Genomic DNA, 17844 nt, shown 5'->3' with positions numbered 1-17844 from the left:
CTTAGTCTTCAGTGCGGTTTGCCGGCGATACAGACCACAGTTTTTCCAGATCGTAAAACTCGCGTGCTTCGGGCAGCATCACGTGCAAGACGGTATCACCGTAATCCACCAACACCCAGTCGCTACCTTCCAGCCCCTCGGCGCCAAGCGGTGCCAGGTTGGCTTTTTTGGACTCTTCGATCACGTGTACCGCCATCGAGCGAATGTGCCGGTTAGAGGTACCGGTCGCGATGATCATGGTGTCCATCACATCGCTTTTATCGCGCACATCCACTTCGGTGACATCGCGTGCTTTTAAGTCGTCTAACGCGTTAAGGATTAACGTATTGATTGAATCTGACATTGGTTACCTATTTATGTTTCACAAAACCTAAGAAGAGCGCGGGCCAGCATCGGCCCGCGCTCCGTATAATTGTTGCTCGCTGATAAAGCGCCGTACCGGCTCGGGCAATAAAAAGCGCGTCGACAAGCCGGCCGCCGTTAGCGCGCGTATTTCGGTGGCGCTAATATCCAACGCCCGGATATTTAGGTGCACCACAGCACCCGCGGAGCGCTCGGCCAGGGCATTTTTTTCGGCGCGATGGACGCGATCAAACTCAGCCAGCTCACCATCGCTCGGCAATATATAGCCGGGGCGATTGACCACCAGCAGATGGGCGAAGTCCAGTAGCTCGCGCCAGCGGTGCCATTTAGGCAATCCCAAATAGGCATCCAGCCCCATCACCAGGGTCAACGAGCAGCTCTCACCGCGCTCGTCGCGCAGCTGCATTAACGTATCCACCGAGTAAGAGGCGCTGCCGCGCACCAACTCGCGATCATCCATCAGTAAGCTGGGGTTACCGGCAATGCCCAACGTCACCATTTGCGCCCGGCGTGCGCTGGCCACCTCGGGGTCGGCCCGGTGCGTGGGTATATGACAGGGCACCAGGCGCATTTCGTCAAAACCCAGCTGCTGCACCAAATCCAGCGCCAGGCGCAGGTGGCCATTGTGCACCGGATTAAAAGTACCGCCAAAAATGGCAACCTTCTGTCTCATGGCCGCGTCATCGGTATCACATAACATGAGTATCCGGCGCGATTAATGGCGAATTTGACCATCGCCAAAGACAATCCATTTTTGCGACGTCAGCCCCTCCAGGCCCACCGGCCCACGGGCGTGAATTTTGTCGGTCGAGATACCGATCTCGGCACCCAGACCATACTCAAAACCATCGGCAAAACGGGTCGAGGCGTTAATCATCACCGAGCTCGAATCCACCTCGGTAATAAACCGGCGGCCACGGCTGTAATCTTCCGTGACGATCGACTCGGTATGCTGCGAACTAAAGCGGGCGATATGATCCATCGCCTCATCCAGCGACTCAACCACTTTTATCGCCAGCACCGGCGCCAAATATTCGGTGGCCCAATCTTCTTCGCTGGCTGGGTTAGCGGCAATAATGGCGCGGGTTTTTTCACAACCGCGCAATTCAACGCCCTCGGCGCTATAGGCATCGGCCAAGCGCGGTAAAATCGCCCCGGCCACAGCGGCATCCACCAGCAGTGTCTCCATAGCGTTACACACACCATAGCGATGCGTCTTAGCGTTTAGGGCAATAGCAAACGCCTTGTCGAGGTCGGCTTTGGCATCGATGTACACATGGCAGATGCCATCTAAGTGTTTAATAACCGGTACCGAAGCTTCACGCGAGATACGCTCAATCAGCCCTTTGCCGCCGCGCGGTACAATTACATCGACAAACTCGGGCATGGTAATCAGCGCGCCCACTGCGGCGCGATCGGTGGTTTGCACAACCTGCACACACGCCTCGGGTAAGCCCGCGGCGTGCAAACCGCGAGTGATGCACTCGGCGATGGCGCGGTTGGAGTGAATGGCCTCACTGCCACCGCGCAAAATGGCGGCATTACCCGACTTAAGACACAGGCTGGCAGCATCGATCGTCACGTTGGGGCGCGACTCGTAAATAATACCCACCACCCCCAGAGGCACACGCATTTTGCCCACCTGAATACCGCTGGGGCGATAGCTCATATCGGTGATTTCACCACAGGGGTCGGGCAGCGCCGCCACCTGGCGCAGCCCCTCGATCATGCCATCGATCGTGGCCGGCTTAAGGGCTAAGCGATCAAGCAGGGCAGCGTCCAGGCCATTGGCCTCGCCCGCCGCGAGGTCTTTGGCGTTTTCGGCCGCTAATGTGTCGCGCGCGGCATCCAGCTCGCGCGCCATGGCCTGCAGCGCTTCGTTTTTAACGCCGGTGCTGGCCGCTGCCAGTGCCCGCGAGGCGGCGCGCGCTTCGCGGCCAACCTGGGTCATATACTCTGCTACTGAAACCGTATCCAACATGCCGTAAACCTATCTCATCAAAATATGCAGGAAAATAGCGGCGATTATACCTGTTTACACCGTGCTTTTGCGGCTTTTGCCATAAAACCGGGCATATTTACCTCAGCGGCGCTGAGCCGCAGTCTATTCCAATGAATTAAAGGCGGTAAACCCGCTATTTTCAGCGCAGGTTCAGGCTCGGGGTACTAACCTAAGCACACTCAAACACGGTCGACAGCAACGCGCTTTCGACATCCGCCCAAGGCGCAGTACAATGGCGGCTCTACCCACGGCACTGATGACGGATTATGACTCGAACACACATCACCATTGCAGCCCTTGTACTGCTGGCATGCGCCAGCGGCGCCTCCGCATCTGCCAGCGCGCCCTACCAACCCCACAACCCGATAACCGCCCACTCACAGTGCGCCATCAGTGCCGCCAAAGCCGGTAAAATTGCCAGCCAGCTCTACGGCGGTAAGGTTATTGATGTTAAGCAGGTTAACGCCAACGGGCGCACCGCGTTTCGGGTCAAGTTGCTACAACCTAACGGCCGCATTCACTCTGTTTTAATTGATGCCAACAGCGGCAAGCCCTTACAGTAATAACGGAGGCGACATGCGCTTACTGATTGTCGAAGATGACACTGCCCTGCGCACCGAGCTTGTACGCCAGCTAAGCGCCGAAGGTTACGCCGTAGACAGCGCCAATGACGGCCGGGACGGCCTGCACATGGCCAGCGAGTACGATTACGACCTCGCCGTTATTGACCTCGGCCTGCCCGAGATTGACGGTATTAGCCTAATCAGCACCTTGCGCGAGCGCGGGCGACGCCTGCCGGTGCTGGTGCTTACCGCACGCGATGGCTGGCAAGACAAGGTGAAGGGGCTGGAGGCCGGCGCCGATGACTACCTCAGCAAGCCCTTTCACCCCGAGGAGCTGCGCGCGCGGGTTCAGGCCCTGTTGCGCCGCGCCCACGGCGCCGCACAAAATCGCCTCAACTTTGCGCCGCTGATTATCGATACCGACGCCAAAACCGTCACCCTGCACGAGCACGCCATCGAGTTAACCAGCTACGAGTACAACACCCTGCTCTATTTAGCGCTAAACGCCGGTAAAACCCTATCCAAAACCGAGCTAACCGAGCACCTATATGCTCAGGATTACGATCGCGACAGCAACGTGATTGAAGTGTTTATTGGCCGGCTGCGTAAAAAGCTCGATCCCGATGGCAGCCTCAACCCCATCAGCACGCTGCGCGGTTTAGGGTATCGCTTTAACCTGCCCCGGAGCGACTAGCGTGGCGCGCGCCACCCTTAAAGCGCGACTGTTAATCGGCTCACTGCTGGTACTGCCCGTGGTGTTGGCTATTGCCGGCGGCGCCCTCGATCGCGCCTATCGCCACAGCCTGGAGGCCGCCGAGCAAGTCCGGCTGGAGCGCTACTTTTATTTGTTGTTTAGCCTGGCCGAGCTGGCACCCGGCGCTAGCGGCGCCCAGCTGCAGCTGCCCGGTACATTAATCGAGCCCGACTTAGAGCAAAGCAACTCGGGCATTGCCGGGTTTGTGTACAACGCTCAGGGCGCCCTGATATGGCGCTCCAACTCCAGCCGGCTACTCAGTAACGCGCCGCGCTTTAGCGATTTTGCCTCTCAGTGGCAGCCCGGGGAGATGCATTTTCGGCGCAGCCAGTTTGACTCGCAACATTACTTTCTGGCGCAATTTGACACCCTTTGGGAGGATGATCGCGGCACCATTCACCCCTTTCGTTTTGCCCTATTGCACGATACCGAGAGCTACCAACTTGCCCTAACCACCTACCGCAACCAGTTGTGGCAGGGCTTGGGGCTGGTAGGGCTGGCGCTGCTGGCGACCCAGGTGTTACTCACCGGCTGGGCGCTTGCGCCGCTAACGCGTTTGGCGCACTCTTTGGGGCTGATGCGCCGCGGCGCCAGCCAAACGCTGGTGGGCGATTACCCCCGCGAGATCCAACAAGTGGTCGACCGCCTAAATCAGGTGCTTGCGCGGGAAACTCAGTTGCGGGCAAGGTACCGCAACCGGGTGAACGATTTGGCCCACAGCTTAAAAACCCCGCTGGCGGTATTAAAAGCCACCAGCGACAGGGAAGACTATCAACAACACGTTAATGAACAGGTGGAGCGCATGGAGAAAGTCGTCCGATACCAACTGCAAAAAGCGGTTAGTGAACACGCCGGCGGGGGCAGCCAAGTCCCCCTGCGCCAAACACTTGAGAGGCTCGCCGAATCGCTAAAGAAAATTTATCGCGACAAAGGCCTTAACATTAACCTCGACGTACCCGCCGATATTGCCTTTGTCGGTGACGAAGAGGACTTAATGGAGCTGGCCGGCAACCTACTAGACAACGCCTGTAAGTACGGCGAAGGCACTGTTACCGTAACCGCCCATTTAAGTGAGCAGTTACTTACCATGCAGGTGGACGACAACGGCCCGGGCATTACCGAGACCCTGCGCAACAGCTCGATGGAGCGCGGCAAGCGGCTCGATACCGCCATGCCCGGTCAGGGTATCGGACTTGCCGTATGTGCCGACATAGCCTGCAACTACGGCGGCAAACTGACCATCGATCGCTCACCGCTGGGCGGCGCGCGCTTTGAGCTGGCGCTACCTGGCGCGCTGTTAGTAACAGAGGGTTAACAGCCCGCCAAAGGCGCTGCTTACCCCCTAAACATAACCGTCGGGGTTGTTACTTTGCCAGCGCCAGCTGTCTTGCATCATTTGCGCTAAATCCCGCTCGGCCTGCCAGTTAAGCGTTTGTCGGGCGTGGGCCGGGTCGGCAAAGCACTGGGCAATATCCCCGGGCCGGCGCGGCATAATCTGATACGGCAAGGATTTACCACAGGCTTGCTCAAACGCGCGCACTACATCCAGCACCGAATAACCTATACCGGTACCTAAATTGTACGCCCGGCAGCCGGGTTTAAGTTGTAGGGATGTTGTCAGCGCCGCCACGTGCCCCGCCGCCAAATCCACCACATGAATATAATCCCGCACCCCGGTTCCGTCCGGCGTCGGGTAATCATCGCCAAACACCTGTAAAAACGGGCGCTTACCTACCGCCACCTGCGCCACGTAGGGCACAAGGTTGTTAGGGGTGCCCGACGGATCCTCCCCCAGGCGCCCGCTGGCATGGGCCCCTACCGGGTTAAAATACCGCAGCAGCGACACATTCCAGCTCGACCCGGGTGCCGCCGCAACATCCTCGAGCATCTGCTCAATCATTAATTTACTGCGCCCGTAGGGGTTCGTCGCGCTGCGGGGGAAGCCCTCATTAATGGGCACGCTCGCCGGATCACCGTACACGGTAGCCGACGAGCTAAAAATCAAATGCCAGACACCGGCATCTGCCATCGCCTCACACAGCGTTAACGCGCCAGCCACATTATCGCGGTAATAGCTCAGCGGGATCTCGGTGGATTCACCCACCGCTTTTAAGCCGGCAAAGTGCATCACCGCCTGAACCTTGTGCTTAGCCAGCACCGCCGACAAGGCCTCGCGATCATTAATATCCAGCTCATACACCGCCGGACGTACACCGGATACCTCGGCAATACGATCCACCACCAAAGGCTTACTGTTGCAAAAGTTATCGACAATAACCGGTGTAAAACCCGCCTCAATCAGCGCCACACACACATGACTGCCGATATACCCGGCGCCGCCGGTGACTAAAATCTCTGCACCCTGCTGGGACATAACCCGCACTCCGTAGCTCAATAATCTAGGCCGCGATTATGTCACAGCAGCCAATCACAACGACAGGGCACCGACCTAAATGTCGGGCATAAAAAAGGGGCAAACCGAAGTTTGCCCCGACAGCTTCATGCTCGCTGTGATATCTGTTAAGCGGAACAGATTTTTTTGTCTGGCTGCTTAGAATTCAATAGGCAGGCTCAGAGAAACTACAAATTTCGCGTCGTCGTCATAGGCGCCGTCAACGTCATCAACCACTTTACCCAGAGTAAAGCTCAGGTTGTCATTAAAGGCGTAACCCAAATCAACGTGCGCCAAATCGTCTTCATGCATACCGTAAGTTACGCTGAACTTGTCAAAGGTTGCGCCGATAGTGGCGTACCAGTACTCATCCAAATCAGCCACACCATGGTAGTAAGTCACAGCTACCGGACCAAAACCCACAGAGCCAACAACTTCCGTTAAATCACCAATATCTGGTGAACCGTCAGTACCGTCTGGGTTGGCAGGCGCGCTGGGGTAGTTGTAGTTCCACACGCTAATGTCGTAGCTAAAGCTGCCCGCTTCACCACCGTAACCTACGTACAGGTCATACTCGGTGCCCATTGACGCATCACCAGAAGAAGCCCATACACCGCCGTACAAGCCGCCAGTGCTTACGGTCAAATCGCCTGAGATGGCCGGATCGCCATTACCCAGATCAAGACCACGCCAGTAGTACATGTTGGCAGCACCCACCGATGCCGATACTTCAGCATTGGCAACCGGTGCAAACGCGCTCAAAGCAAGGGTTGACGCGGCAACGGCACTAGCCAGTACTTTTTTGCTAATCATCTTCATGAAATCTTCCTCTAGTTTCTAATGGCAACTGTTTTTAAGGTAGCTCCCGATTCTGTCGCGGGAGTCCCGTAGCTGTCGATGGCACACCGATTCAGCTTGCCATGCTAATAGCGAAGACCGAGCCAACTTGATTTTTTACATAAATAACAACAAGTTACGCCACTTTAAAAGAAAACCAGCCACCCTCCGCAACACGCCAAAGCACCAACGTTGTGCATTTTTGAATTCCGCGCAGGGCGCCCGGCACCAATATAGCGCACAATAATTAGGCGCGCTTTTGTTGGCGCATAAATGGTAATAAATCGAGATACATCATCAGCGCCAATAACACCAACAGCGTCCCTACACAGGCGTCGGCACTGAGGCGCTCACCGGCCAATAAAGCGCCACTGGTTAGCGCCAGAATGGGCGTCATTAAGGTGATCAAAGACACCACGGAAGGCGACAGGCGCGATAAGACAAAAAAGAAGAGAGTAAACCCCAACAGCGAGCCACACAGCGCCAGATACACAATCGCCGCCATCGCCTGGCTCGAAGGTGTCGGTGCAGGCGCCCCGGCAAAATACCAAAACGCCACCAGCCCCGGCATTGCAAACAGCAATGAGCCGGTAGTCTGATTAAACGCATCGACGCTGGTGCGCTGCGCTTTGAGCATCACGCTACTGGTAGAGAACAACACACAAGAGCCGAGAATACCGGCAATTCCAATGGCCGCGCCGTGATCCAGCGCCAGCTGACTGCGAAAAATTACCCCCAGTCCCAGCAACGCCAACACTAAGGCCCACACCCGCTGACGGTTAAAGGGGTTGTCTTTTAAAATCAGCGCCGACAAAACCCCCGTCACAAACGGCGACAGCGCAAAAATAACGGCAATTAACCCCGACGGAATAAACTGCGCCGAGTAATACACCAAGGGCATATTGGGGAAGATACCGAGCGAGGCAAACAGATACACCCGCGCTGCGCCCGGCCGATTAAACAAACGCCGCCCCAGCACCGCGTTAATAAGCAAAGCCACCAGCAGCGCCAACAGCATTCGCCACAACACAGCCACCATAAAATGGCCGGCGTCGTTACTCCAGACAATAGCGAGCGGCGTGGTACCCCAAATCAAAACCACAAGAATATAGGCAATTAACACTGGCATGGCTTTTCCCTCACAGTCATAGTCGCGGCGTCCATCGCAGCGACGTACCGCAACCCACCATGCAGCCAAACAAAAAAGGCCGCAGTGGAGTGCTGCGGCCTTTAAGAAACTAAGTGTTGTTAATGTAACTCTTTAACGCTCACCTAACTGCCCTACTGCACCGCAATAACACGCCATCGCCACTAGCCAGACTCGGCGCAGCGCAATGCAGACGGGTTTTTCGTTTAGTAGGTGCAACATAAAATTTTGCTCGGTAAATGATGGGGTTAACTTTACCCTTTAAGCCCTAAAGGACACAAGCATTTAACCAAGAAATTGTCTACCATGGAGCCATCGATAAAAGCAGAGGGCAACAAACGCAATGCAAGTGTATTTGGTGGGCGGCGCCGTGCGGGATAAACTTTTGGGCTACCCCTTTCACGAGCGCGACTGGGTAGTGGTAGGCGCCACCCCCGAAGCGATGCTTGAGCAGGGTTTTACCCCCGTAGGCAAAGACTTTCCGGTATTTTTACACCCGCACAGCAAAGAGGAGTACGCCCTCGCCCGCACCGAGCGCAAAACAGCCCCCGGCTACACCGGCTTTAGTTTTTATGCGAGCCCCGAGGTGAGCCTAGAGGACGACCTGATTCGCCGCGACCTCACCATCAACGCCATCGCCGAAGACGAACACGGCACACTGTGCGACCCCTTTAATGGCGCACAGGATATTCGCGATAAAAAATTGCGCCATGTTTCCGATGCGTTTAGCGAAGACCCGGTTCGCATCCTGCGCACGGCGCGCTTTGCAGCGCGTTACCATCACCTGGGCTTTACCGTGGCCGAAAACACCAACGCCCTGATGAGCGATATGGTCACCAATGGCGAGGTAGATCATTTGGTCGCCGAGCGCGTCTGGAAAGAAATGTCCCGCGCGCTGGATGAACGTCACCCCGAGGTGTTTTTTCAGGTGCTGCGTCAGTGCGGCGCTCTGGCAAAAATTTTACCCGAGCTCGAACAACTGTTCGGTGTGCCGCAGCCGGCCAAACACCACCCCGAAATAGACACGGGCGTGCACACGCTACTGGTGCTGCAGCAGGCGGTGCAATTATCGGACGCCACCTGCGTACGCTTTGCCGCTCTGGTACACGATTTAGGCAAGGGCGCCACCAACCCCGAGCAGTGGCCACGGCACATCAATCACGAGCAACAGGGCTTACCGCTGATTAAAGCCCTGTGCAAACGCCTGGCAGTGCCCAACGACTGCCGCGATTTAGCCCTGTTGGCGGCGCAGTTTCACACCCACGTACACCGCGCCTTTGAGCTGCGCCCCAACACCATCTTAAAGCTGATCAAACAAACCGATGCGTTGCGCCGCCCCGAACGTTTTACCCAACTGTTACTAGCCTGCGAGGCAGATTCTCGCGGACGCACCGGCTTTGAGAATTGCCACTACCCACAGCCGCAATATCTCCAGCGCGCGCTTGAACTGTGCCAGGCGGTCGACGTAAAGGCGTTAGTCGAGCGCGGCTTGCAAGGCGCCGAACTGGGCGCCGCGATTGACGCAGCCCGCCTCGCACAACTAGAAACTCTAAAGCGACAAACCGACAACGGCGAGGAGCACCAAGCATGACCGCCCCCGTAGCATTAATTACCGGTGGCGCCCGCCGTATTGGCGCCGCCACCGCGCGCCACTTGCACAACGTAGGCTGGCGCGTCATCGTGCACTACCGCACATCCCACACCGAAGCCGACGACCTGGTCGCCGAGCTCAATCAACAGCGTGCCGAGTCGGCCCTGGCAATCGCCGCCGATTTAACCTCGCTCACCGATATAGAGACACTGGCTCGCACCGCCTCGCGCCACTGGCAACGGCTTGATGCCCTCATCAACAACGCCTCCAGCTTTTATCCCACGCCTGTGGGCTCGGTCACCGAACAACAGTGGGACGATTTAATCGGCAGCAACCTAAAGGCGCCGTTTTTTCTCGCACAGCAGCTCGCCGGTGTACTGGCCGAATTCTCGGGGGCGATTATTAATATTGCCGACATTCACGCCGAGCGGCCGCTCAGTGAACACACCGTTTATTGCATCGCCAAAGCCGGCAATGTGATGCTGACAAAGTCCCTCGCCCGCGAGCTCGCCCCCCGGGTGCGAGTCAATGGCGTCGCCCCGGGCGCCATTATGTGGCCAGAAGACGCCGCCGAGTTAACGCCATCGGCCAAGGCCGCCATTGTCGATAAAATTGCCCTTAAGCGCGCCGGCGTTGCCGACGACATCGCCCGCACCATTGAATTTTTACTGCTGCACGCCCCTTACGTAACCGGCCAGATTCTGGCGGTCGATGGCGGCCGGACACTCAGCAATTAACGCTTACGATTGAGGCTAAGGAATTTCCTATGATCAAAACACTGTTGCTAACAACCGACGGACAAATACACCGCGGCGGCGTCGAACAAATTGAGCTGTGGCGTCAGGACAATAACGGTTACCTCTGGATCGATATCGAAAGCGAAAATGTTGCGGATGAAAAAGAGTTACTGCTGGCGCAAGGCTGTCACCCTCTGGCCGTCGAAGACGCTCAGCGCAAGCGCCACCCGCCCAAAACCGAGGCTTTTGATAACCAGGTATTGATTCTCTACCGCGGCATCACCGACTACGATGAAGAGCTCAACATCAACCAGGTGCCCATCGCCCTGTTCGCCGAACAGCGGTGCTTAATCAGTATTCACCAGGGCCGGTCCATCAGCATCGAAAAAAGCTGGAGCCACCCGGACCCGGAGATGCTGCGCCAACCCGCACTACAAGCCATACGCATCATGCACTACTCCGTGGGCCGCTTTTTAGAGGCCGTACTGGCGTTTGAGGCGCGCATAAACGATCTGGAAGACATGATGCAAGAGCGCCCTAACGATGAGTTAATGCGCACGCTAATTGCGTTTAAATCTAAGCTACGCAAACTCAAGCGCACCTTTAACTACCACGAGCGCGTCGCCCACAATTTACTGCACGAAACCCCCGAGATCGTCGCTCAGCAATCGCCCGATATGGTACACGCACTGCAGGATTTATTTGAGCGCTGCGAGCGGGCAAACAGCCTGGCCGCCATGTACTACGAAATTTGCGGTGATTTAATTGAGGGCTATTTGTCGCTCGCCTCACACACGCTAAACAACACCATGCGGGTACTGACGGTAATCACCGCGATCTTTGTGCCCCTGACATTTGTCGCCGGTATTTACGGGATGAACTTTGACTATATACCCGAGCTGCACTACCGCTACGGCTATTTTATCGCCATGGGGCTGATGGCGACGATGGGCGTGGCACTACTGGTGCTGTTTAGAAAGCTCCGCTGGCTATAAGGCTAATAGCTGGCGGGCAGCGCCATATCACGCCAGATAAAATCGATGGGCCACAGGTGTTGGCGGGACTTGTCGTATTCCTGCCACAACTCGGCAAAGGTTTGCTCCAAACTCGGGTGCGTTAACTGCGGCGCCAGCTCCGCCAGCGGCTGCAACACAAAAGCATTCTTGGTAATTTCATCGCGCGGCAGCTCGGTGCCGGCCTCAGCCCCAACAAAATCACCGTACAATAAAATATCAATATCCAAAGTACGCGGGCTAAATTTGGGGCCTTCGCGATTGCGCTCGTTGTCGTCTTCTATTTGCTTTAGGCGCGCCGACAGCTCGGCGATGTCCAGCTCACTGTGAACCCCCACCACCAGGTTCAAAAAGTGGCTGCCCTCAAAACCTACGGATTCACTCTCGTACACGGTCGAGATATCCAGCTCGCCAAACTCATCGGCCAGCGCATCCAGCGCCGCACTAATATGGCGGTAACGATCAATGTTACTGCCAAGGCTTAAATACACGGGCGTCATGCCGGCTTGTCTCCGCGCTCGATAATTAACCCTACATCCCGCGCACCGCGCAAGGCGCCCGGCTTGCTTAAGCGCAGGCGCAGCCAGGGCACGTTAAACTCATCGCGCACTAGTGCGGCAATCTCTTCGGCCAGCGACTCTACCAGCAGCGCATCGCGCGCCTCAACGTAGGCAATAATGCGCTTGGATACCGCCTTATAATTCAGCGCGTATTGGATATCGTCGGTTTGGGCAGCGCGGCGAATATCACTGGCCATTTCAATATCAAGGCTCACGGTTTGGCGAACTTGTCGCTCCCAATCGTAAATACCAATGATGGTGTTAATCTCAAGGTCGCGAATGTAAACAATATCCATCGGGTTCTCTTTATGACTGTTTATCTTGTTGGCCGCTAAAATCTGCCGTCTAAGGCCGGGCATCAAGCGCGGGCAAGCTATCCAGCGGCCAGCGCGGGCGCACATTCACGGCCAATGATTCGCTTTGCCCAGCGGCCAAACGCTGGGCGCCGGCGTAGGCGATCATGGCGCCATTGTCGGTGCAAAACTCGTGGCGCGCGTAAAACACCCCGGCGCCTATCTTGCCCAAAGCGCTTTCCAGCTCGGCGCGCAAGCGGGTGTTGGCCGACACCCCGCCGGCAATAATCAAGCGCTTGAGCCCGGTGGCCTCCAGTGCGCGGCGGCATTTAATAACCAGCGTGGACACCACCGCCTCCTCAAAGGCACGGGCGATATCCGCCGAGGTTTGCTCGTCGGGCAAGCCATCGGCCTCGGCGTGCTCGGCCACGGTGTTTAAAGTGTAGGTTTTAAGGCCAGAAAAACTAAAATCCAAACCGGGGCGGTCGACCATCGGACGGGGAAAGGTAAACCGGCCCGGCGTACCACGCTCGGCCAGCCGGGCGATGTGGGGCCCACCCGGATAATCCAAATCGAGCATTTTGGCAGCTTTATCAAACGCCTCGCCGGCGGCGTCGTCGAGCGACTCGCCCAGCAGCTGATAGCGGCCAATAGCCTCTACTTTTACCAATTGGGTATGGCCACCGGACACCAACAGAGCCACAAACGGAAACTCCGGCGGGGTATCTTCCAACATCGGCGCCAGCAGATGTCCCTCCATATGATGCACACCCACCGCCGGCACATCCCAGGCAAACGCCAGTGCGCGGCCGACACTGGCGCCCACCATCAAAGCGCCCACCAGGCCTGGCCCGGCGGTATAGGCGATACCGTCGATATCTTCAGCGCGGCAATGGGCCTCGCTAAGCACTTCGCGAATCAAGGGCAGGATTTTGCGCACGTGATCGCGCGAGGCAAGCTCGGGCACCACGCCGCCGTATTCAGCGTGCACGGCAACCTGAGAGTAAAGCGCATGGGCCAGCAGGCCGCGCTCGGTGTGGTAGACGGCCAATCCCGTCTCATCGCAGGAGGTTTCAATCCCCAATACCAACATGGGTTTACTCACGATACTGTCTCAAACTCAGGGGGAAATTTGCCGCTATGATATAGCCCCGAGCCGGTGGGGGCCAGCAGCCGGGCTAAATACTCGATGAATTACCTAAAAAACCCGCTTTGGGTGCTTGCAGGCGTAGGCATAAGTGGTTAGAATCTGCGCCCCTTAGAACTTGAGTCATTTTAAGGCCACGAGCCTTTTATTAACCAAAGGTAAAAGCATGCCTTCAGTAAAGATTAAAGAAAACGAGCCGTTTGACGTCGCTCTGCGTCGCTTCAAGCGTTCTTGCGAAAAAGCAGGTGTTTTGGCAGAAGTTCGCAGCCGCGAGTTCTACGAGAAGCCCACCGCTGTTCGTAAGCGCAACATGGCCGCCGCTGTTAAGCGTCACGCCAAAAAAGTACAGCGCGAATCACGCAAGTTTCAGCGCCTGTATTAATGGCGCCTGTTGCCTAACCACAGGTTGGGTAACAGCTAGCTCTCACTGAAAGATAGGGTCGCTTTATGGCAGCTTCTGCAATGAAAACCCACATCAATGACGAGCTTAAAACCGCCATGCGCGCCAAAAATAAGGCGCGCGTGGCGGTTTTGCGTCTGGTGATGGCCGAATTTAAGCGTATCGAGGTCGATGAACGCATCGAGCTTGACGACGCCCGCGTGCTTGCCGTTTTAGACAAGATGCTCAAGCAGCGTCGTGACTCCATCGAGCAATACGACAACGCCGGCCGCACCGAACTGGCCGACCAAGAGCGCGCCGAAAGCACCATCATCCAGGAATTTTTGCCGCAGCCCCTTAGCAGCGCCGAGCTGGACGAGATTGTCGATAAAGCCATCGCACAATCTGGCGCCAACGAAATGCGCGACATGGGCAAGGTGATGGGCCTGATCAAACCGCAGGTACAGGGTCGCGCCGATATGGCCGACGTTAGCCGCCGCATTAAAGCGAGCCTGGGTTAATTCATTAGCCCTAGCCCGATCGCCGGCCAAGCGGTTAGAATCATTCCATGAGCCGCATCCCCCAGTCTTTTATAGATGAACTGCTAGACCGCGTCGATATCGTCGAGGTGGTGGATCATCGCGTCAAGCTCAAAAAGACCGGCAAAAACTACAGCGCCTGCTGCCCCTTTCACGACGAAAAGACCCCCTCGTTTACCGTTAGCCCCGACAAACAGTTTTTTTACTGCTTTGGCTGTGGCGCCAGCGGCAATGCCGTAGGCTTTTTGATGGACTACGAGCGCACCGGCTTTCCCGAGGCCGTCGAGCAGCTGGCCCACCTGTGCGGCATGGAAGTGCCCCGCGAAGAGCAAAAACCCGAAAGCTCTCGCCAAGAGCGCCTGCGCAAACGCCTGTATCAGCTACTGGAAAAATCCAACGATTTTTACCAAGAGCAATTGCGCCAACACCCCGGCAAAACCAAAGCCATCGAATACCTTAAAGGCCGCGGCCTGGATGGCCACATTGCGCGTGATTACGGCATCGGCTACGCCCCGCCGGGCTGGGACAACCTACTTAAAGCCCTCGGCACCAATGGCGAAGACCGCGACGGCCTACTGAAAGCCGGAATGCTGATTCAGCCCGAAGACTCCGAGCGGCTGTACGATCGGTTTCGCTACCGCATTATGTTCCCCATTCGCGACACGCGCGGGCGGGTAATTGGCTTTGGCGGCCGGGTACTGGACGACAGCAAACCCAAGTACCTCAACTCCCCCGAGACCCCGGTGTTTCACAAGGGGCGCGAGCTGTACGGGCTGCACGAGGCGCGCCAGGCCTACCGCAACCTGCCCCGCCTGCTGGTGGTCGAGGGCTATATGGACGTGGTGGCCCTGGCGCAATTTGGCATCCGCTACGGCGTTGCCACCCTGGGCACCGCCTGTGGCGAGGAGCACTTAGAGCGCGCGTTTCGCTACACCAGCGAAGTGGTGTTTTGCTTTGACGGCGACAGCGCTGGGCGCCGCGCCGCCACCCGGGCACTGGAGTCGTCACTGCCCGCCATGACCGATGGCCGTCAGGTAAAGTTTCTGTTTTTGCCCGAGGGCGAAGATCCGGACACCCTGGTGCGGCAAATTGGCCCCGAGAAATTTGAAAACCTTATCGACATGGCGGTACCGCTTGAGGACTACCTGTTTGATGCCGCCGCAGAGGGCATCAACATTCGCACCATGGAGGGCCGCGCCCATTTAAGCAAACGCGCCGCTCCACTGCTGGCACAACTGCCCAAAGGGGTGTTTCGCGAGCTGATGTTTGAAGCGCTGGCCACCCGCACCGGGCTTAATCGCGCCACACTCGAAGAGCTGGTCGACACCCCGGAGCCACTGCCGTCACAACAAGCCCCGGCGCCACAAACACAACAGCGCGAACGACAAGCCGCCCCGAGTGAGCGGCCACCGCAGCGGCGCGAACCTGCAATCACTGAGGACTACGGCGACTTACCCGCACCTGCGGAAAACAACGAGCCCTGGTCGCCCGACGATTACGCCGACTTTGAGGCCATGCCCCCGGAAGCCTACGAGGCGCCACCACTGGATGATTACGCACCGCCCGCCAGTGGGCAGGAGGGCATTGAAGCGGGCCGCGAACTCGCCATCGGCCGCGTCAGCCAGTACCTGATGCCGCCGCACAAAAAAGCCATCGCCCTGCTGCTGGCCCACCCGGAGCTGGCCGCCGAGGCCCCCGACCACGATCAGTGGCTCAACCAAAACAGCGGCGAACTGCGCCAGCTGGGCCGCCTATTAAAACTGCTGCACGAGCGCAGCCACTATCAGCTGTCACATATTTTAGGCCACTGGCGCGCCAACTACGGGCCGGACGATACCGAAAAACTCGCCGCCATCGCCGGTCACGATATGCTGCGCGCTGCGGCGCACCTTAGCCGACCAAAAGATCCGCGCAGCGAGGTGCTGGCCTACGATTTGAGCGCCGCCTTTGCCCACAGCCTGGATAAAGCCCGCAACCAACTGCAGGCGGCCAGCCGCGCCCGGGCCTTAGCCAAGTTGCGCAGCAGCGATGCCAGCAGCCTAAGCCGCGCCGAAAAAGAAGCCCTGTACGCCGAGGCTTTGGGACAAAAGCCGCACTAACCGAAACCCGCCACTCAGTAACACCACAAAAACAGCCAGACGCCGCAAAATCAACGTATTTAGTGGCACTTATTTGCCGATCTCCTAGTATCTAACAGGCGCTTTACGTTATAATCCCGCGCTTGCTTTTTTAACCGCTACGTTTTACAGGGTCCCTAATGGCTGACGACGCTAAACAGCAACAGTCTCGAATCAAAGAGCTTATCGCCCGAGGCAAGGAGCAAGGTTACCTAACCTACTCCGAGGTGAACGACCACCTGCCAGAGGACATCTCCGATCCGGATCAGGTCGAAGACATCATCCAAATGATCAACGACATGGGTATTCGGGTGTTTGAACAAGCCCCGAACGCCGATGACCTGTTGATGGCGGATGGCGACTCCTCGGCCGATGAAATCGCCGCTGCCGAAGCCGCCGCCGCACTCGCCGCTGTGGAGACCGAAGCCGGTCGCACCACCGACCCTGTGCGCATGTACATGCGCGAAATGGGTACCGTTGAGCTGCTAACCCGCGAAGGCGAAATCGCCATTGCCAAGCGCATCGAAGAAGGTGTGCGCGAGCTAATGCACGCCATCGCTTACTGGCCCGGCTCAGTGCAAACTGTAATCAACGAATACGAGCTGGTCGAAAAAGAAGAGCGCCGCCTGGCCGACGTTATCATCGGCTGGCTCGACCCCTCGGACGAGATCCCTACCGCCGGCGCCCCCGCCGCGGCCAAAGATAGCGACGACGATGACGAGGAAGAGTCCACCTCCGGTGTCGACCCCGAAGAGGCGAAAGAGCGCTTTGGCGCCCTGAAAAAGCAACTGGCCAAAGCCAACAAAGTCATCGACAAAAGCGGCCGCGACAGCAAGCAAGCCGAAAAAGAGCTGGATGCACTGGGCGAGATTTTTAAATTCTTTAAGTTGCCACCGCGCCAGTTTGACCCGGTTTACGTTAGCGTACGTGACATTCTTGATCGCGCCCGCCGCGAAGAGCGCGCCATCATGGAGCTGTGCATCCGCAAAGCTAAAATGCCGCGCAAAACCTTTATTAAAGAGTTTCCCGGCAACGAGTCTAACGACGAGTGGATCGGTGAAATCATTGCCAAAAAGCGCGACTACTCGGAAGTGTTAAAAGTTTACGAGCCAGAAATCGCCCGCGCCCAGCGCAAACTGCAACAAATTGAAGAAGACAGCGGCCTGCCGCTTGCCACCATTAAAGAGATCAACCGTCGCATGTCGATCGGTGAAGCTCGCGCCCGCCGCGCCAAAAAAGAAATGGTCGAAGCGAACCTGCGTTTGGTTATTTCGATTGCGAAAAAGTACACCAACCGCGGCCTACAGTTTTTGGATCTGATCCAAGAGGGCAACATCGGCTTGATGAAAGCCGTAGACAAGTTCGAATACCGTCGCGGCTACAAGTTCTCGACCTACGCCACCTGGTGGA

The 17844-nt window shown here is 57.1% G+C and carries 19 protein-coding genes; 10 read left to right on the top strand and 9 right to left on the bottom strand.

The window, feature by feature from the left end:
* Nucleotide 1: 1 nt before the first annotated feature.
* Genes rsfS through AAC019_RS03265 form a run of 3 tightly spaced genes read right to left on the bottom strand, consistent with a single transcriptional unit; the run spans nt 2 to nt 2344 of the window.
* A complete protein-coding gene (gene rsfS, locus AAC019_RS03275) occupies nt 2-343 on the bottom strand; it encodes a ribosome silencing factor (RefSeq protein WP_339897137.1) in 342 nt (113 codons plus the stop codon).
* A gap of 27 nt (nt 344-370) precedes the next feature.
* Nucleotides 371-1036, bottom strand: coding sequence for a nicotinate-nucleotide adenylyltransferase (gene nadD, locus AAC019_RS03270; RefSeq protein ID WP_339897136.1), 666 nt, complete (start codon nt 1034-1036; stop codon nt 371-373).
* A gap of 42 nt (nt 1037-1078) precedes the next feature.
* Nucleotides 1079-2344 (bottom strand): glutamate-5-semialdehyde dehydrogenase, encoded by a 1266-nt coding sequence (locus AAC019_RS03265; RefSeq protein WP_339897135.1) that lies wholly within the window; start codon nt 2342-2344, stop codon nt 1079-1081.
* Between the two features lie 287 nt (nt 2345-2631).
* On the opposite strand from AAC019_RS03265, the gene AAC019_RS03260 reads away from it, so the two are divergent.
* The 3 genes from AAC019_RS03260 to AAC019_RS03250 are packed head-to-tail and all read left to right on the top strand — an operon-like array spanning nt 2632 to nt 4997.
* Nucleotides 2632-2928, top strand: coding sequence for a PepSY domain-containing protein (locus AAC019_RS03260; RefSeq protein ID WP_339897134.1), 297 nt, complete (start codon nt 2632-2634; stop codon nt 2926-2928).
* A gap of 13 nt (nt 2929-2941) precedes the next feature.
* Nucleotides 2942-3622, top strand: coding sequence for a response regulator transcription factor (locus AAC019_RS03255; RefSeq protein ID WP_339897133.1), 681 nt, complete (start codon nt 2942-2944; stop codon nt 3620-3622).
* 1 nt (nt 3623) lies between these two features.
* A complete protein-coding gene (locus AAC019_RS03250; RefSeq protein ID WP_339897132.1) occupies nt 3624-4997 on the top strand; it encodes an ATP-binding protein in 1374 nt (457 codons plus the stop codon).
* Between the two features lie 27 nt (nt 4998-5024).
* Here AAC019_RS03250 and galE read toward each other — a convergent pair whose 3' ends face one another.
* From galE to AAC019_RS03235, 3 genes are all read right to left on the bottom strand, one after another.
* A complete protein-coding gene (gene galE / locus AAC019_RS03245) occupies nt 5025-6056 on the bottom strand; it encodes a UDP-glucose 4-epimerase GalE (protein WP_339897131.1) in 1032 nt (343 codons plus the stop codon).
* Nucleotides 6057-6233: 177 nt separating this feature from the next.
* Complete coding sequence (locus tag AAC019_RS03240) at nt 6234-6893, bottom strand: TorF family putative porin (RefSeq protein WP_339897130.1); 660 nt, start codon at nt 6891-6893, stop codon at nt 6234-6236.
* Between the two features lie 265 nt (nt 6894-7158).
* Nucleotides 7159-8040, bottom strand: a complete 882-nt coding sequence (locus tag AAC019_RS03235) for a DMT family transporter (RefSeq protein WP_339897129.1) — start codon at nt 8038-8040, stop codon at nt 7159-7161.
* 361 nt (nt 8041-8401) lie between these two features.
* On the opposite strand from AAC019_RS03235, the gene AAC019_RS03230 reads away from it, so the two are divergent.
* From AAC019_RS03230 to AAC019_RS03220, 3 genes are read left to right on the top strand one after another with little or no spacing between them, the layout of a single operon-like run.
* Entirely contained in the window at nt 8402-9649 is a 1248-nt protein-coding gene (locus AAC019_RS03230; RefSeq protein ID WP_339897128.1) for a multifunctional CCA addition/repair protein, read from the top strand.
* Complete coding sequence (locus tag AAC019_RS03225; protein WP_339897127.1) at nt 9646-10386, top strand: pteridine reductase; 741 nt, start codon at nt 9646-9648, stop codon at nt 10384-10386. Before AAC019_RS03230 ends, AAC019_RS03225 begins: the two co-directional genes overlap by 4 nt.
* A 29-nt stretch (nt 10387-10415) precedes the next feature.
* Nucleotides 10416-11381 (top strand): magnesium transporter CorA family protein, encoded by a 966-nt coding sequence (locus AAC019_RS03220; protein WP_339897126.1) that lies wholly within the window; start codon nt 10416-10418, stop codon nt 11379-11381.
* 2 nt (nt 11382-11383) lie between these two features.
* On the opposite strand, the gene folK is transcribed toward AAC019_RS03220, so the two are convergent.
* The 3 genes from folK to tsaD are packed head-to-tail and all read right to left on the bottom strand — an operon-like array spanning nt 11384 to nt 13345.
* Nucleotides 11384-11899 carry a 2-amino-4-hydroxy-6-hydroxymethyldihydropteridine diphosphokinase gene (folK, locus tag AAC019_RS03215; protein WP_339897125.1) on the bottom strand — a complete coding sequence of 172 codons (516 nt, stop codon included), beginning with the start codon at nt 11897-11899 and terminating at the stop codon, nt 11384-11386.
* Complete coding sequence (gene folB / locus AAC019_RS03210) at nt 11896-12255, bottom strand: dihydroneopterin aldolase (protein WP_339897124.1); 360 nt, start codon at nt 12253-12255, stop codon at nt 11896-11898. Before folB ends, folK begins: the two co-directional genes overlap by 4 nt.
* Before the next feature lie 49 nt (nt 12256-12304).
* Nucleotides 12305-13345 (bottom strand): tRNA (adenosine(37)-N6)-threonylcarbamoyltransferase complex transferase subunit TsaD, encoded by a 1041-nt coding sequence (gene tsaD, locus AAC019_RS03205; protein WP_339897320.1) that lies wholly within the window; start codon nt 13343-13345, stop codon nt 12305-12307.
* Nucleotides 13346-13565: 220 nt separating this feature from the next.
* Here tsaD and rpsU point away from each other — a divergent pair, with 220 nt between their 5' ends.
* From rpsU to AAC019_RS03185, 4 genes are all read left to right on the top strand, one after another.
* Nucleotides 13566-13781, top strand: a complete 216-nt coding sequence (gene rpsU / locus AAC019_RS03200) for a 30S ribosomal protein S21 (RefSeq protein WP_041524939.1) — start codon at nt 13566-13568, stop codon at nt 13779-13781.
* A gap of 65 nt (nt 13782-13846) precedes the next feature.
* Complete coding sequence (locus AAC019_RS03195; protein ID WP_339897123.1) at nt 13847-14299, top strand: GatB/YqeY domain-containing protein; 453 nt, start codon at nt 13847-13849, stop codon at nt 14297-14299.
* A 47-nt stretch (nt 14300-14346) separates the two neighbouring features.
* Nucleotides 14347-16416, top strand: a complete 2070-nt coding sequence (gene dnaG, locus AAC019_RS03190; protein ID WP_339897122.1) for a DNA primase — start codon at nt 14347-14349, stop codon at nt 16414-16416.
* A gap of 158 nt (nt 16417-16574) precedes the next feature.
* On the top strand, nt 16575-17844 hold a 1270-nt coding region (locus AAC019_RS03185), incomplete at its 3' end, for a sigma-70 family RNA polymerase sigma factor (protein WP_339897121.1).

The sequence above is a fragment of the uncultured Gilvimarinus sp. genome, from assembly GCF_963975215.1.
In the GTDB taxonomy this organism is placed as follows: Bacteria; Pseudomonadota; Gammaproteobacteria; order Pseudomonadales; family Cellvibrionaceae; genus Gilvimarinus.
This window is presented reverse-complemented; position numbering and strand designations above follow the sequence as displayed.

Excerpts from the sequence above, each read along its gene's own strand:
- AAC019_RS03230 (WP_339897128.1), top strand. The coding sequence starts at position 8,402 with ATGCAAGTGTATTTGGTGGGCGGCGCCGTGCGGGATAAACTTTTGGGC.
- AAC019_RS03235 (WP_339897129.1), bottom strand. The coding sequence starts at position 8,040 with ATGCCAGTGTTAATTGCCTATATTCTTGTGGTTTTGATTTGGGGTACC.
- nadD (WP_339897136.1), bottom strand. The coding sequence starts at position 1,036 with ATGAGACAGAAGGTTGCCATTTTTGGCGGTACTTTTAATCCGGTGCAC.
- dnaG (WP_339897122.1), top strand. The coding sequence starts at position 14,347 with ATGAGCCGCATCCCCCAGTCTTTTATAGATGAACTGCTAGACCGCGTC.
- AAC019_RS03240 (WP_339897130.1), bottom strand. The coding sequence starts at position 6,893 with ATGAAGATGATTAGCAAAAAAGTACTGGCTAGTGCCGTTGCCGCGTCA.
- rpsU (WP_041524939.1), top strand. The coding sequence starts at position 13,566 with ATGCCTTCAGTAAAGATTAAAGAAAACGAGCCGTTTGACGTCGCTCTG.
- AAC019_RS03220 (WP_339897126.1), top strand. The coding sequence starts at position 10,416 with ATGATCAAAACACTGTTGCTAACAACCGACGGACAAATACACCGCGGC.
- rsfS (WP_339897137.1), bottom strand. The coding sequence starts at position 343 with ATGTCAGATTCAATCAATACGTTAATCCTTAACGCGTTAGACGACTTA.
- AAC019_RS03225 (WP_339897127.1), top strand. The coding sequence starts at position 9,646 with ATGACCGCCCCCGTAGCATTAATTACCGGTGGCGCCCGCCGTATTGGC.
- AAC019_RS03265 (WP_339897135.1), bottom strand. The coding sequence starts at position 2,344 with ATGTTGGATACGGTTTCAGTAGCAGAGTATATGACCCAGGTTGGCCGC.
- tsaD (WP_339897320.1), bottom strand. The coding sequence starts at position 13,345 with ATGTTGGTATTGGGGATTGAAACCTCCTGCGATGAGACGGGATTGGCC.
- folK (WP_339897125.1), bottom strand. The coding sequence starts at position 11,899 with ATGACGCCCGTGTATTTAAGCCTTGGCAGTAACATTGATCGTTACCGC.
- AAC019_RS03260 (WP_339897134.1), top strand. The coding sequence starts at position 2,632 with ATGACTCGAACACACATCACCATTGCAGCCCTTGTACTGCTGGCATGC.
- AAC019_RS03255 (WP_339897133.1), top strand. The coding sequence starts at position 2,942 with ATGCGCTTACTGATTGTCGAAGATGACACTGCCCTGCGCACCGAGCTT.
- folB (WP_339897124.1), bottom strand. The coding sequence starts at position 12,255 with ATGGATATTGTTTACATTCGCGACCTTGAGATTAACACCATCATTGGT.
- AAC019_RS03195 (WP_339897123.1), top strand. The coding sequence starts at position 13,847 with ATGGCAGCTTCTGCAATGAAAACCCACATCAATGACGAGCTTAAAACC.
- galE (WP_339897131.1), bottom strand. The coding sequence starts at position 6,056 with ATGTCCCAGCAGGGTGCAGAGATTTTAGTCACCGGCGGCGCCGGGTAT.